Below are 13,752 nucleotides of genomic sequence, written 5' to 3'. Positions count from 1 at the left end.
AGCTACTCAATTGAATAGCTATTTTTATAATGATATAAGAAAATTATTTCACTCTTTTAGAAATAATTTCCATAGTTTTAAATTCAGTGCCATCGGCATTTACATCGTACATTTCCATTTTTTGAGTATTTTCATCAATATAAGTAAGCACTTCTTTTTGATTTTTTTCTTTTTTAGTAACTGGATCCATCATACTACCAGTTAATGTTATAGCTTTTGAGTTTTCATCATAAGTGCCACGCATTACCATTAAACCAGTTCCCATATTATCTATCCAAGTTGAAATATATTGTTGGCTAGCATTGTCAAAAGCAGTAGTACTTCTACCTTCAAATGGCATGCCCCACATTTCGCCTTTATAAACACCTTCTTGGTAGCGTCCATCTAAAATCATTTTGTATTCTGCAGTTGATTGCATAGTTTCTGCAGGCGCATCAGGCGTATATGAATTCCAAAATTTCATATCGGCAGTCCATTTTCCTGTATCTTTAGCTAACATTTCATGTGCTTTTGAAGGTGTCATATATGCCGTCCAAGCATTTGTAATTGTAGTTGAGTCTGGAATTTCAGTTACAGCATCAGCAACTTCAGTTTCAGGTTTTGTAGCTTCTGGTGTAGCTTCGGTTTTTGCTTCTTCTTTTTTACAAGAAATCACAGTTATTGCTAATGCAGCAATTGGAATAAAAATTTTTTTCATTAGTTTAGTTTTAAAATTTATTCAAATATAATAAAATTATAAGCGCCGATATCTGAAGGATTTGTTCTACTGTTATTTAAAATATCAAAACTTCCTGCAGAATATGTAAAATTTGCTGCTCCTTTTGCAGCAGAATCTTCACCAATTATTAATTCGTTATTATTTGGGTTTTTAAAATCGGGTAAATTATTATTATAGCTTTCAGCAACTATACAATTGGTATAATGTGAACCGGCAAAATTATATTGCGGTAATGCACTTAATTGATTTGAAGTGTCTATAAATTTTAGTAAACAATTTTCAAATTGATAATTAAAATTAGCATCAGTACCTTCTTGTAGAATATTTAATGAAATATTAGGCGAACCATAAATAATACAGTTTTTAAAATTAGCTTGTACTAAAGTATATTCCATACTTCCATCATAATCATCGAGTACTACGCAATATTGCGTAGGCGAACCCCAATAATTTGCAAATGTACAATGTGTAAACTCGTAGCTTCCACCAAAGCTTCCCATAAAAGCTGCTTGGCCGCAGTTGTTGATCACTACATTTTCACCTTGCATATAAGCTGTAGTGGCATAAATACCAATATTTGAGCAATTGTAAACTTGAACGTTGTGTAAACTTGTAGTAACCGAATTGGTTTCGTCGTTTCCGTTTACATACAAACCAATAACGGCATTTTTTATAGTTAAATTGTTTAATATATTAGAATGACTACCTTTCGTTAACCAAATAGTTCCCCATTGCCCAGCTACATCAGCAAAATCAGGTTCAAGCCGGTCGCCTTCAAAAATAACTTCATTTTCTAAATCTTCCGTTGAAGAAGAACTACCATTTACTTGAAGCGAAGCATTATTGGCTACAATTAAACCCGATTCGGCATGAAAATGAATTCTTGCACCTGCTTCTACAGTTAAAGTTTTGGTTGGTGGAACAACCGCATAACCATAAATAACATAAGGTTTGGTATTATTCCAAATAAGTTCGTTTCCATTTATAGCATCATTTTCGTCTAGTTCCATTCCACGAATAGTTATAGGATTTCCGTTTTCATCAGTTCCTAAATTAATTTCTTCGTAAGTGTAGCTATTATCCGAGTTTTGTGTTCGTTGTGGGTAAATAAAATAAGCATCTTGTATAAGCGTTACCAATTCCACTTTTTGAAAATTTCCTTCGTCGCCAAATAACAATTGATCGGTGTATAAAAAGTCAGACGGATTTGCATCGGCAACTTCGGCAGTAACCGAAATCATTACAAACATACTATCTTTTGCTAATAGTTCAACATTATCGAATGTTGTTCCCGCCATACCATCAACCATTAAACGATATTTTGTAGTGTCGCCATTTTTTAAACGAATTTTAGGAATAGCAATATCTTTATCAGATTTATTATAAACTTTTAAAGTGTAAGTGCTAGAGCTAATATTGGTAAAAACAGTATCGAGATAAATGGTGTCTTTAGAAAAACCTAAATTTCCTACACTCGATTCAAATTCAAAATCATTTCGACAAGAAGTTAATATTATGATAAAAACAGCTATAAAAGCCACTATATACGATTTCATTTTGCTTTCATTTTAGGGTAAAAATACTACTATTTTTAACATAACGAAAATTTACTACTACTTAGTTTGTTTCGCAAACCAAAATTTAGTTTTATTTTTGAAAAAAAATATACAGTATGTTCAACAAAGATAAAGTACTAGCATTGTGTACCCAACTTTCTAAAAATACCTTAATGGAAACTTTAGAAATAGAATACATAGATGCTGGAGAAGATTTTTTAACAGCTAAAATGCCTGTAAACTCAAAAGTGCATCAACCTATGGGTTTATTGCACGGCGGTGCTACCGTAGCACTTGCCGAAAGCGTAGGAAGTGCTGCTTCTATTATGTTTGTTAACCCAGAAAAACAAGAAGTTAGAGGTATAGAAATTAGTGCCAATCATTTAAAAAGCAAGCGCGAAGGAGTTGTTTTTGCAACGGCACGTATTATTCATAAAGGAAGAAGTTTACACTTATGGGAAATAAAAATTGTAGATGAGGAAAATAATTTAATTTCGCTATGTAAATTAACCAATATGGTATTGCCTAGAAAAAGATAATATGAGTTTGTTTGAAAAAGCCAAAAATCATTGCAAAGCAGCACTCCCGTTTGTTTTGTACTGTAAACCCAATACCGATGAAGTAATTGGAATTTTTCAAAAAAATGCTAATTTGTATTTACTTAATGATTATGCTGAAAAAGGCTTTGCATTTGTTTCCTTTACTACCGAAGAAAAAGTGTTTTTACCTATTGCACAATCTGAAATTATAACTGAAAAAAAATCAAGTTTTCCACCAGAAACCAAAACAATTACGCATCATTTTTCAATTGAAACCAAAATTAGTTATGAACAATTGGTTACTAAAACAGTTGGTTTTATAAAACAAGGAAATTGCCAAAAAGTAGTAACATCAAGAAGAGAAGAAGTAGCACTGTTACATTTTTCAGAATTAGCCACTTTTAAAAAGTTACTTGCATTATACCCTACAGCATTTTGTTATTGTTTTTACCATCCAAAAATAGGAATGTGGTTAGGGGCAACACCAGAGCAATTACTAAAAGTTGAAGATAATTTTGTAAAAACAGTAGCGCTTGCTGGAACCAAAAAAGCAAGTGAAACTGCTGAAAATTGGGGCAAGAAAGAACAAATAGAACAACAATTGGTAACAGATTTTATTGTAAAAAATGTATCAAAATTTGTTGAGAATTTAACTATTACAAAGCCTTACACATATAAAGCTGGAACTTTATTGCATATAAAAACCGATATTTCAGCAATTTTAACATATAAAAATCAGTTAAAAAATATAATTGAAGCCTTGCATCCAACACCTGCGGTTTGTGGTTTTCCAAAAGAAATAGCAAAAGATTTTATCATACAAAATGAAGGCTATAATCGAGAATTTTATGCAGGATTTTTGGGCGAATTAAATTTTTCATCAAATAATAATTCAACCAATAATTCCGATTTATTTGTAAATTTGAGGTGTATGAAAGTTGAAAATTCAGTTGCCAATATTTATGTTGGCGGTGGAATAACTGCCGATAGTATTGCCGAAAACGAATTTTTTGAAACGGTAAACAAATCGGAAACAATTAAAAAAGTATTATGATAACATTAGATATACTAGCATTTGGTGCACATCCAGACGATGTAGAGTTAGGTTGTAGCGGCACACTTTCGAAAGAGATTTCGTTAGGCAAAAAAGTAGGAATAGTCGATTTAACTCGGGGCGAATTAGGAACTCGGGGTTCAGCAGAAATTAGAGATAATGAAGCCGCCAAAGCCGCAAAAATTTTAGGTGTTTTGGTTCGTGAAAATTTACATTTTCGAGATGGCTTTTTTGTAAATGATGATAAACACCAACTTGAAATTATAAAAATGATACGAAAGTATAAACCCGAAATTGTTTTGTGTAACGCTATAGACGACCGCCATATAGATCATGGAAAAGGAAGTAAATTAGTAAGCGATGCTTGTTTTTTATCGGGTTTATTAAAAATAGAAACCAAACTAAACGGAAAAATACAAGAAGCGTGGCGACCAAAACAAGTGTATCATTATATTCAATGGAAAAATATAGAGCCCGATTTTGTGGTTGATATTTCGGAATTTATGGATAAAAAAACAGAATCGGTTTTAGCATATAGTTCACAATTTTTCGATAAAAATTCTGATGAACCTGTTACACCAATTGCTACACAAAATTTTTTAGACAGCATAACGTATCGTGCTCGCGATTTAGGAAGAATAGTAGGGGTAGAGTATGCCGAAGGTTTTACGGTAGAAAGGTGTTTGGCTGTCAATAGTTTAGCAGATTTAAAATAAAATTTGTTATTTTTTGTTTGTGCAAAAAAAGAATTACACTATATTTGCACTCGCAAAAGCAATTTTGCGTTTTTTCATAATAAATGGTGATTGTAGCTCAGTTGGTTAGAGCGTCGGATTGTGGTTCCGAAGGTCGCGGGTTCGAGACCCGTCTTTCACCCTTAAGCCCAGTTTTGCTGGGCTTTTTTAGTTTATAAACATTTAGGTCTTAGGTTGAGAAAAACATAGTTTGTATTAATGCCGACATTTATCGTCGGTATTCGAGACCCGTCTTTCACCCTTAAGCCCAGTTTTGCTGGGCTTTTTTATTTAAACTATTTATTAAAAAAATGAGGGTTGAAATATAATAATTTTTTTGTACTAAATTGAAGTATCAATTTTATAGCTTACCGTTAGTGTTAGTATATATTGAATGCCAACTTCTACCTGATTGGGATTAATTACTTTATCAAAATCTGTTAATGAAGCACCATTATAATAGAAAGTTTTGTTTTTTCGTTCTATTTTTTTTAAGTACTTGGCATCACTTCTATAACCATAACTAGCTTGAATTTCAGAACTTTCATATGCCTGATACGTACTGTATTGTGTTTTCGGAAAAACAATTGAAAATTCTTCTGTAGCATTTGGTGTACCTATTATTCTTTTTTTAAAAGCTTTTAAATACTTATCTTTTTTAACATCGGCCATTGCAAGTGCTTCATCAAAAAGCGAATAATGTGTAGTATTGGTATCAAAGTTAAAATAATCAACTTTTATTACGTCATAAATTTCAAATTCAGAAGCCATATCAATTAGTTTTTCAATATTCGTAGCGTTTGATGTGGTAATAATAATATTCTTTTTAATTTCAAATCCTTTTTCATATTGATTGGCTGTATTTTCATTAACCGAAAAGTCGTAAATTTTGGTTTGCGAAATAAAATCGACATAAAAATCGTCTTTTTTTATGCCTAACGATTTGGCTTTGGCTAAAAAACCATCAATTCGTTTATTAATTTTTGTGTTGCAGTCATTTACCGTTTCGGCTTCCTGATTTAGACCTAGTGTTAGCGAAAAACCATCTGCTTTTTTATTCATTAAAATTTTTACCGTAACCGAAAGTATATTGTCGTTTACCGATACGGTTCTGCTATTTCCAGAGTAGTTGTTACCAGAATAATTGGTTTGATTGCCATACACTTGGTTACCGCTAATTTGCGCTTGTAATTGCATTGTTACAATTAATAAAAATACTACAATACCTACTGTTTTTGTTTTCATATTATTTGTTTTTAAAATTATTTTGAAGCAATACTACAACGTTTCGATTTACAAGTTTTAGAAAAACCGCTTTCTGGTTACTGTAAAGATTTTTCGCTACTTTTACAGTGGTTTTACAGTAGCTATAAAATTTGAAAAGTTACTTTTGAATACGATTAAATGGAAGTACTATCAGTTTTTCAACAATTAAAAAAAGATGTTCTTTTGCAATACAAAGAGCATTATCCTTTTTTTGAAGGAAACTGGAAATCGTTTACTTCGCAAGACATTCAAAATTTAATTGATTTAATTGCGGTTGAAGTAAAGCAAACGGTAAGCGAAAAATGGATTTACACGCATTTAAAACCCGAACAGAATGAAAAGTTGCCACGAAAAGATATGTTAGATATTTTTTCGCAATTTGTAGGTTTTTCGGGTTGGGACGAATATGTTTTTCGCAATACAAAGCAAGTTGTTGTTGAAGAAAAAAACAAAAAAAAACAATTTAATTGGAAATGGATTGTAGCTTTTTTTATACTAATATTCGTTTCATTTTTCGGTTTTCAATTTTTTAAAAAAGAAGAAAAACAACATATTGAAATTCAAGATATTTATACAAAAAAAACCATTGAAAATGAACAAATAAAAGCAGTTGCAATTGAAAACAATAAAGAAATACCAATTGAAGTTAATCATTCTAAAATAGAAACATCTTTATCGGATAGCATAAAACTGAAAATAAAAAGTCCGTTTTACAACGAAAAAACAGTAATAATTAAACCCAAGGAAACAACTAAAATAGAATTGCAACCTAACGATTATGCAATGATGTTAAAAGCATTTATGAAAGCCGATATAAAAGATTGGCAAACCCGAAAAGCGCAACTTCAACTTATACTTTCTAGTGATTTAGAAGTTTTGGTAATGTTAAAAAACAATTTAGGAACAGAATATTTTAACAAAGAAGAATTTACTGAATTATTAGTTGTACCAAGTATTTCGGTTAAAAAAATGGAAGTTTTGGAAATACAATATGCTAACAATAAGAAAATTAACTTTATAAGAATACAACAAGAATAATGAAATTTACCTTTTACATAACAGTACTTTTTTTTATTTCCTTTTTTGGGTTTTCGCAAAGTGTTGCCACGCCAAAATTGTTAGCAATAGAATCGAATTTTTCTGTAGAATCGGTTAAAGTGTATCAAAATAATGCAAATTTGAAGATAGAAGATTTTTATAATTATTTATCGCTATATTCTCAAGAAAATACTTCGGAAGAATTAAAAATTGAAGTGAAAAAAAATATTTTTCGATTGGTAGAAAATGAAACTATTTTACTTTCAAATTTTACAATTGCTACAGATGAAACTATTTTGTTACTTAATTTTCTTGCCGCAATAAACAATAAAAATTACACATTTGAAGTTGATGCTATTCAAAATACACCTTCAACAGAATTTAATTTTTGGATAACAAATTATCAATTAAAAATTACGCAAAACAAAAAAGTAAAAATCGTAAATTGTTCGCAAAAGGTTTTTTTTAAACCTGTTCAAAAAACATTTGGTTCCAAACAAAAAGAAGTTTGGACTGTATTTTTGAGTACTATTAATGTAATTTAAAATTAGGCATTCGATTTTTTATTTAAAAAGAATTGAAAGCCTAATGATAGCAAAATAGTTAATAATGCACCAATAAAATTTAACCATAAAAAGCTAACAACATCAACATAATAGATATAAAAAATAATTAACTGCGAAATTGAAGCACCAATAAAAATAGCTTTTCCTTTTACATATTTTATATAAAACCCTACCAAGAAAATGCCCAAAACGGTTCCGTAGAATATTGAACCAATAATATTTACCAATTGAATTAAATTTTCGAAAAGTGTTCCTATACAAGCAAAACCAATAGCTACTAAACCCCAAAATAGTGTAAAAAATTGTGTAGCATACACATAGTGTTTGTCTGATTTTTCCGCAACATTTCGTTTGTAAATATCAATAGCAGTAGTGGCGGCTAACGAATTTAAACCCGATGCACTAGACGACATTGCTGCGCTAAAAATAACGGCTAAAAGCAAACCTAATAAACCTTTAGGCAAATAGTTAAGTATAAAATATAAAAACACATAATCTTTATCGTTAGTTTCGGCACCCGAATTTACACTCGAAATTAAATTTTTTGCTTCTTCTCGTAATTCTTTTTCTTTGGTAGAAAGTGCCACCATTTGTTTGCGAAGCGTAGGATTGTCGTAATCGTTATGTTGCAATTGGTTTACATAAATTTGATTAACTACTTTTTTATCAACATTAATTTTTTCGAGTTTTTCTTCTAGGTTTTCATATGCCGCTTTCTTGTTTGATGCTTTTACCAGCTCAACATTTGTTGGGTTAAAATGAAGTGGTGTATCGTTAAATTGAAAGAAAACAAAAACTAAAACACCTGTTAAAAGAATAAAAAACTGCATAGGTACTTTTAAAATTCCGTTCATAATTAATCCCATTTGGCTTTCTTTAACCGATTTTCCCGATAAATAACGGCCAACTTGCGATTGATCTGTTCCAAAATACGACAACATTAAGAAAAAACCACCCGTAATTCCACTCCAAAAGGTATAGCGTGTTTCGGGATTGTATGAAAAATCGAGAATATCCATTTTTCCATTAGCGCCCGCAACGTGTAACGCATTTCCTAAGTCTAAATCGTTTGGTAAATAAGAAAGTATTACAAAAAAAGTAATGAACATACCACTCATTATCACAAACATTTGTTGTTTTTGCGTTACGTTTACTGCTTTTGTTCCGCCAGTTACGGTATAAACAATAACCAAAAGACCAATTATAATATTGAGCATCGTTAAATTCCAACCTAATAAGGCCGAAAGTATAATTGATGGTGCATAAATAGTTAAGCCTGTTCCTAAACCACGTTGTATTAAAAACAAAATGGCAGCAAGCGAACGGGTTTTTACATCGAAACGTTGTTCCAAATATTCGTAAGCGGTATAAACTTTTAGTTTATGATAAATAGGAATAAACGTATAGGCAATCACAATCATAGCCAGCGGCAATCCGAAATAGAATTGTACAAAGCCCATTCCGTCATGATAAGCCTGCCCAGGTGTAGAAAGAAACGTAATAGCACTAGCTTGTGTTGCCATAACAGAAATTCCGACGGTAAACCAAGGTGTTTCATTATTATCAAGCAAATAATCTTTTACATTTTGACTTCCTTTTGTTTTTATGGCTCCATAAATTACAATAAAAAGTAGGGTAGAGCCTAGTACAATCCAATCTAAACTTTCCATTTTACGAATAAATTTCCATTAGTATATAAAACAATAAAATGTAAAGTGCATTAAGAAACAGCACCAAAGTATAACTTTTTTTCCATTCGTTTTTTTTGCTTTTCATTATTCTAATGCAATTAAATTTGCTAATAATTTATACGCACCACTTACGCCTTCGGGCAATTCTCTAAAAAATGATAATCCAGTATAAATGTAGTTTCCTTTACCATATTTGGCAATAAGCAAACTACCTTTTAAATCATCTTCATCAATATCGTGCATGGCTAATATAGGAATAAATTCGGAACTCCACTTATCAGGAAAGTATAAACCACGTTCTTGTACCCAATTAGTAAAATCTTCTTTTGTAATGGTATTTGGAAAATGTAAAACAGTATGATTTGGTTGTAAAAATACTACTTCCGAGTTCTCATCGGTTACTCTATCGCGCGAAATTTCTAAAGAATACGGCGCAACTTCATTGGTTACTAAGCTTCTATTGGTGTTGTATTGCACAATAACATTTCCTCCGTTTTTAACATATTCAAACAATACTTTATTCTTAAACTTCAAATCGTCTAATACATTAAAAGCTCGAATTCCTAAAATAACAGCATCAAATTTTTGTAAATTTTCTAAAATTAAATCTTCAGTTTTTAGATAAGTAATGTTATAGTTTAAGTTTTGAAGAAATTTTCCTACTTCGTCGCCAGCGCCCATTACATAACCTATGTTTTTACCCGAAGTTTTTATAGTAAGGTTAACAAATTTAGCCTGAGACGACTCTAAAATAGTCTGTTTTGGAATATGGTTATAATCAATTTGTGTAAGTTTTTTATCGAATTTTATTCCGTTGCTTGTAACAATTGCTTTTGCAGTAGAAGTTTCTGCATTTTTTGGAGCTGTTACAGTAAAAACAACCACTTTACTTTCGTTTTTTGTAGAAATAGTAATTGGAATTTCGTTAGGTTCAACTTTCCAATTTTTAGGCAAATCCAATGTAACTGTACCTGAAGAATTAGCTTCAAAGGCGCTAACTTTTACTTCAATTTTTTGCGACTGATTGGCATTAAAAATACTAACAGGATTTAGAATTTCAGTTGTAAATTTCGGAACTACACAAAAAGGTTCGTAGGTTTCGCCAAAATCGGGTTTATTGGTTTTGTAAACTAAGTTTTTTACTATCGAAAAATTTTCGTCAGCAATAGTTAATTCAAATATAACAGGAAACGGATTTTCTATTTCGGGTAAATTTCGTAAAGAAGTATTGTTTACGGTGTACATTCCGTTTTGCTGTTTTTCGTTTAACCAAAATAAATTAGAATACGGCGTAGTATTTGGCAATTGAAATGTAACGTTTTTCGAAAATTTTTGATTGTTTTTTAATATTGTATTAGCTTCAATAGTTGTAGCATTTAAAAGATTTATAGCATTTAGTTTAATAGCAACGTTACTCCGATTAATTGCTTCAATTGCTATTTCAAATTGCGCATTTGGTGTAACCATTTCTTCTGATGAAACGGCTTCGAGATACAAACCTGCACAACTTTCGATAATTTGTTTAATTTCTTCTAATTTTATAGCTTTCCAATGCTCGTTGTCTAAATTTTGGATAAGTTTGTAAGCTGCAACTAATTGCGGAATATGAACCGATGGATTATTAAAATTGAAATGTTCTTCAATTGGTTTTAAAATTTTTTCAATTGCTTCGCCGCCTTTTACTCGTGTCCACGAGGTATTGATGCCTTCAAACAGATTATTATTTGGCGGAAGCGTTCCTTTTATCAATTCTAAATATTCTAAATCGTTGCCACGCGTTCCAATTGTTCCAAAACCTTGACATTGATGTTGACTACGGCTTAGTGCGGCAATTTCGTGGTTGCTTTTTCCTAATAATGGATAAAACACATTAGCATCAATACTTAATAATTTCGATTTATCGGCCTTATCAAATTTATCTTGACTTCCGTAAAACCACCACGATGTATTAAAAAATACTCTTTTAGGTTGTATAATTGCCAAGTTGTAGGCTTCTAAACTCAATTGAGCCGATGCGGTGTGATGACCGTGTGTTGTACCTGGTGTACGGTGGTCGAAACGATTAATAATAATATCGGGTTGAAATGTATTAATTACTTGAAGCACATCGGCTAAAACTTGCTTTTTATTCCAAATAGAAAAGGTTTCATTAGGTTGCTTGCTGTAACCAAAGTCATTGGCACGCGTAAAAAATTGCATACCGCCATCGATTCGTCTTGCGGCTAAAAGTTCTTGTGTGCGAATAGCGCCCAGTTTTTCGCGTAATTCAGAACCAATAAGATTTTGACCGCCATCGCCACGAGTTAACGATAAATAGCCTGTGTTTGCATGATAATGATTCGAAAAATAAGAAATTAACTTGGTGTTTTCGTCGTCTGGGTGAGCTGCAATATAAAGTACGCTTCCTAAAAAATTTAATTTTTGAATTTTACCATATATTTCTACAGCACTAGGTTTTTTTGGTTGTTGCGCACAAATAGTAACAGTACTAAAGAAAATACTTAACAGTAATACAAATGTCTTTTTCATTTTAAAGTACTTTTAGTTAATCGGTAAATTCTTTTTCTTCGTGTTGTTTTTTTACCAATGAAATTCCTTTTTGGATAAGTAAATTATTAGGATAGGTAATTTCTTCGCCTTCGCTTGTTTTTAAGAAAATATAAAACGATTTAATGTCTAAAATTTCGGCTTCAATAGGAAAATCTTTATCGTGAATTTTAATTACATCGCCAATTTTAAAAGGGTACGAAAAAAACAAAATAACACCTGCGCTTATATTACTTAAAATAGACCATTGCGCAATAGTGGCAACACCCACAACTGTAAAAATAGACGATATAAATAAGAAAATTTGGTCTTTTTTTACGCCCCAAATAATAATAATTGAAATTAGTGCTAAAGAGCCAAGCAATATATTTATATATTTAATAACCAAATTAGTACGGTTTTCCAAAACTTCGTTTATACGCGCAAATTTTCGTACTACACTCGCATTTAACGATCTTAGAATGAAGAGAATTGCTAAAACGAGCAATGTTAGTAATTCTTGATGCAAATATGGATTATCAATAAGTTTAAACATATTCTAATAATTTATCGTAAACTTTATCAATAGGCATTCCTACAACATTAGCATAAGAGCCTTCAATTTTTTCAATTCCAACTAAACCTATCCATTCCTGAATGCCGTATGCTCCAGCTTTATCAAAAGGTTTATAGTTTTTTAAATAGTAATGCAAAGCGTCATCATTTAGTTTTTTAAAAAAGACTTTCGTTTTTTCAAAAAAAGTATCGTTTCCTTTTTGAGTTTTAAAACAAACCGATGTAATAACTTCGTGGCTATTTCCGCAAAGTGATTGTAGCATAGAAAAAGCATCGTTGTAATTTTTAGGTTTTCCCAATGCTTTTCCGCTATGCCAAACTATGGTGTCGCTGGTAATTACAATTTCATTTTCGGTTAAATTTGAAAAGGCATTCGCTTTTAACTCTGCTAAAAAGTTGGTTATTGCTTCGGCTTTTAAATGCTCGGGATAAATTTCGTTTACTTCTTTTAACCGAATTTCAAAATCAATATTTAATTCTTTAAAAAAATGTTGCCTACGAGGCGAGCCCGAAGCTAATACAATATGTTTGTGTTGGAGTTTTTCTTTAAGCATTGGTAACCGAATATGTAATAACCCAGATAGACAAAATTCCGAAAAATAAAATGAATTTAAGAAGTAAACTTAAATTTTTAACGTCTTTTTGGGTTTTAGCATTCCACGATTTTATGGTAAAAAAGATAAGTGGCATTATAATAAAAAGCAAAACATAATAGACCACGTAAGTGTATTGAAATAAGTTTTCTTTTAAATAATAAGCTAATAAAGCAATGGGTAGAAATGAAAGAAAAAATACAATTTTCATAGTTTTATCTTTTCCTATAAGTACAGGAAGTGTTCCAATTCCTGTTTTGGCGTCAGCATCGGCATCTTCAATATCTTTAACCATTTCACGTAGTAAATTAATGATGAAAACAAATATTGCGTAATCAATTAAAATACTAAAAACGTGCTGCATTAAAGCCTGATTATCTTCGTAGGTTGTAGGTAGTAAATCGAAAATTCCAAGAATAATAACACTAAACGAAAGTAAACAAGCTACTACAATGTTTCCAATTATTGCAATTTGTTTTAATGTAGTAGCATATACATATAGTAAAGCAGCTACAATTATGAAAAGAGCCGAAAAACTTGGTTTTCCTACAGCGTTAGCCACATAAAAACCAATGACAACACCTAGTACATTTAATCCGAAATATAAATTATAAGCCGTTTTTTCCGAAATTGATTTACCAATAATTCTCTTATTTGCGAGTTCATCGGTTTCTTGGTCCATAATGTCGTTAATTATATAGCCTGCAGCTGCAATTAAAACAGTAGCTAAAACCAACAGAAAAAACTGAACGTGTGTCATTGCTAGAAAATTTTGATCGGCAGTAAGTGGCGTATAAGTAGCGGTTTTTAAAAAAGTATAACGAAACAAAATTTGCATAAAAGCAAGTATGGCTAGGTTTTGTATGCGTATAAGTTTTAAATAGTTCATTTTTAT

The 13,752-nt window shown here is 31.1% G+C and carries 13 protein-coding genes and 1 tRNA gene; 6 read left to right on the top strand and 8 right to left on the bottom strand.

Annotation, left to right across the window (positions count from 1 at the left end; translation table 11 throughout):
- Positions 1 to 43: 43 nt before the first annotated feature.
- Positions 44 to 697, bottom strand: a complete 654-nt coding sequence (locus tag R2808_RS03810; protein WP_371269632.1) for a DUF1579 domain-containing protein — start codon at positions 695 to 697, stop codon at positions 44 to 46.
- Positions 698 to 714: 17 nt separating this feature from the next.
- Entirely contained in the window at positions 715 to 2,274 is a 1,560-nt protein-coding gene (locus R2808_RS03805; protein WP_371269631.1) for a hypothetical protein, read from the bottom strand.
- Between the two features lie 116 nt (positions 2,275 to 2,390).
- Between R2808_RS03805 and R2808_RS03800 the strand changes: the two genes are divergently transcribed.
- From R2808_RS03800 to R2808_RS03785, 4 genes are all read left to right on the top strand, one after another.
- Positions 2,391 to 2,813 (top strand): PaaI family thioesterase, encoded by a 423-nt coding sequence (locus R2808_RS03800; RefSeq protein WP_371269630.1) that lies wholly within the window; start codon positions 2,391 to 2,393, stop codon positions 2,811 to 2,813.
- Position 2,814: 1 nt separating this feature from the next.
- On the top strand, positions 2,815 to 3,867 hold the full coding sequence (locus R2808_RS03795; protein ID WP_371269628.1) for a chorismate-binding protein: 1,053 nt from the start codon (positions 2,815 to 2,817) through the stop codon (positions 3,865 to 3,867).
- On the top strand, positions 3,867 to 4,583 hold the full coding sequence (gene bshB1 / locus R2808_RS03790; protein WP_371269713.1) for a bacillithiol biosynthesis deacetylase BshB1: 717 nt from the start codon (positions 3,867 to 3,869) through the stop codon (positions 4,581 to 4,583). Before R2808_RS03795 ends, bshB1 begins: the two co-directional genes overlap by 1 nt.
- 85 nt (positions 4,584 to 4,668) lie before the next feature.
- A tRNA-His gene (locus R2808_RS03785) sits at positions 4,669 to 4,744 on the top strand.
- A 199-nt stretch (positions 4,745 to 4,943) separates the two neighbouring features.
- On the opposite strand, the gene R2808_RS03780 is transcribed toward R2808_RS03785, so the two are convergent.
- On the bottom strand, positions 4,944 to 5,846 hold the full coding sequence (locus R2808_RS03780) for an SIMPL domain-containing protein (protein WP_371269627.1): 903 nt from the start codon (positions 5,844 to 5,846) through the stop codon (positions 4,944 to 4,946).
- Positions 5,847 to 6,005: 159 nt separating this feature from the next.
- Here R2808_RS03780 and R2808_RS03775 point away from each other — a divergent pair, with 159 nt between their 5' ends.
- Together R2808_RS03775 and R2808_RS03770 are read left to right on the top strand one after the other, a co-directional pair.
- Positions 6,006 to 6,905 (top strand): hypothetical protein, encoded by a 900-nt coding sequence (locus tag R2808_RS03775; protein WP_371269626.1) that lies wholly within the window; start codon positions 6,006 to 6,008, stop codon positions 6,903 to 6,905.
- The gene (locus tag R2808_RS03770; protein ID WP_371269624.1) at positions 6,905 to 7,450 is read left to right on the top strand and encodes a hypothetical protein; all 546 of its coding nucleotides are present in this window, start codon (positions 6,905 to 6,907) and stop codon (positions 7,448 to 7,450) included. Before R2808_RS03775 ends, R2808_RS03770 begins: the two co-directional genes overlap by 1 nt.
- Before the next feature lie 2 nt (positions 7,451 to 7,452).
- On the opposite strand, the gene R2808_RS03765 is transcribed toward R2808_RS03770, so the two are convergent.
- The 5 genes from R2808_RS03765 to R2808_RS03745 form a co-directional block, all read right to left on the bottom strand.
- Positions 7,453 to 9,141 (bottom strand): sodium:solute symporter, encoded by a 1,689-nt coding sequence (locus R2808_RS03765; protein ID WP_371269623.1) that lies wholly within the window; start codon positions 9,139 to 9,141, stop codon positions 7,453 to 7,455.
- Between the two features lie 105 nt (positions 9,142 to 9,246).
- On the bottom strand, positions 9,247 to 11,691 hold the full coding sequence (locus R2808_RS03760) for a PIG-L family deacetylase (protein ID WP_371269622.1): 2,445 nt from the start codon (positions 11,689 to 11,691) through the stop codon (positions 9,247 to 9,249).
- A gap of 16 nt (positions 11,692 to 11,707) precedes the next feature.
- On the bottom strand, positions 11,708 to 12,244 hold the full coding sequence (locus R2808_RS03755; protein ID WP_371269621.1) for a mechanosensitive ion channel domain-containing protein: 537 nt from the start codon (positions 12,242 to 12,244) through the stop codon (positions 11,708 to 11,710).
- Positions 12,237 to 12,818 (bottom strand): Maf family nucleotide pyrophosphatase, encoded by a 582-nt coding sequence (locus R2808_RS03750; protein ID WP_371269619.1) that lies wholly within the window; start codon positions 12,816 to 12,818, stop codon positions 12,237 to 12,239. Before R2808_RS03750 ends, R2808_RS03755 begins: the two co-directional genes overlap by 8 nt.
- Positions 12,811 to 13,746: a geranylgeranylglycerol-phosphate geranylgeranyltransferase gene (locus R2808_RS03745; RefSeq protein WP_371269618.1), complete on the bottom strand. Its 936-nt coding sequence runs from the start codon at positions 13,744 to 13,746 to the stop codon at positions 12,811 to 12,813. The genes R2808_RS03750 and R2808_RS03745 overlap by 8 nt, the downstream gene beginning before the upstream one ends.
- Between the last annotated feature and the right edge of the window lie 6 nt (positions 13,747 to 13,752).

Origin of the sequence: Flavobacterium sp., assembly GCF_041392005.1 — a bacterium.
In the GTDB taxonomy this organism is placed as follows: Bacteria; Bacteroidota; Bacteroidia; order Flavobacteriales; family Flavobacteriaceae; genus Flavobacterium.
The sequence above is the reverse complement of the archived record's forward strand: the minus strand, read 5'-3'. Positions and strand labels throughout refer to the sequence as shown.

Coding starts and splice junctions, on each gene's coding strand:
- R2808_RS03810 (WP_371269632.1), bottom strand. CDS start 697: ATGAAAAAAATTTTTATTCCAATTGCTGCATTAGCAATAACTGTGATT.
- R2808_RS03805 (WP_371269631.1), bottom strand. CDS start 2,274: ATGAAATCGTATATAGTGGCTTTTATAGCTGTTTTTATCATAATATTA.
- R2808_RS03800 (WP_371269630.1), top strand. CDS start 2,391: ATGTTCAACAAAGATAAAGTACTAGCATTGTGTACCCAACTTTCTAAA.
- R2808_RS03795 (WP_371269628.1), top strand. CDS start 2,815: ATGAGTTTGTTTGAAAAAGCCAAAAATCATTGCAAAGCAGCACTCCCG.
- R2808_RS03780 (WP_371269627.1), bottom strand. CDS start 5,846: ATGAAAACAAAAACAGTAGGTATTGTAGTATTTTTATTAATTGTAACA.
- R2808_RS03775 (WP_371269626.1), top strand. CDS start 6,006: ATGGAAGTACTATCAGTTTTTCAACAATTAAAAAAAGATGTTCTTTTG.
- R2808_RS03770 (WP_371269624.1), top strand. CDS start 6,905: ATGAAATTTACCTTTTACATAACAGTACTTTTTTTTATTTCCTTTTTT.
- R2808_RS03765 (WP_371269623.1), bottom strand. CDS start 9,141: ATGGAAAGTTTAGATTGGATTGTACTAGGCTCTACCCTACTTTTTATT.
- R2808_RS03760 (WP_371269622.1), bottom strand. CDS start 11,691: ATGAAAAAGACATTTGTATTACTGTTAAGTATTTTCTTTAGTACTGTT.
- R2808_RS03755 (WP_371269621.1), bottom strand. CDS start 12,244: ATGTTTAAACTTATTGATAATCCATATTTGCATCAAGAATTACTAACA.
- R2808_RS03750 (WP_371269619.1), bottom strand. CDS start 12,818: ATGCTTAAAGAAAAACTCCAACACAAACATATTGTATTAGCTTCGGGC.
- R2808_RS03745 (WP_371269618.1), bottom strand. CDS start 13,746: ATGAACTATTTAAAACTTATACGCATACAAAACCTAGCCATACTTGCT.